The organism is Halomonas marinisediminis, assembly GCF_004347715.1.
In the GTDB taxonomy this organism is placed as follows: domain Bacteria; phylum Pseudomonadota; class Gammaproteobacteria; order Pseudomonadales; family Halomonadaceae; genus Halomonas; species Halomonas icarae.
Window position 1 is genome coordinate 1 of record NZ_SLTR01000202.1, and the last position, 314, is coordinate 314.

At 44.6% G+C, this 314-nt stretch carries 1 protein-coding gene; it reads left to right on the plus strand.

Features of this window, described 5'->3' with window-relative positions; genetic code table 11:
• The coding region (locus tag E0702_RS16395) for an HPr family phosphocarrier protein (RefSeq protein WP_205741991.1) at nucleotides 1–314 on the plus strand (314 nt) is incomplete at both ends.

Sequence of the window (314 nt, forward strand, 5' to 3'; positions counted from 1 at the left end):
GCCTTTGTATCTACAGCTAATCAATGCTTACACGATAGCCTTGCAGTTAATGCGTTAATTGCATTCTCGGGTTGCAACAATGCGCATCTTAGCCAGCTCAACACACTGACCGAATTAGTCATCAACAAAACGATAGGAAGTCTCGTTGATAGGTCAGCTGTCGAGCTTATCGACATATTCAATCCTGATACACAAATCACCAACAACCCAATGAGTGACTCAGTAGACGACAATCGCGCTGTGTTCAAAATTCGTAATGCTCACGGTTTACATGCTCGTCCCGGCGCAATGCTAGTTGCATGCGCGAAAAAGTT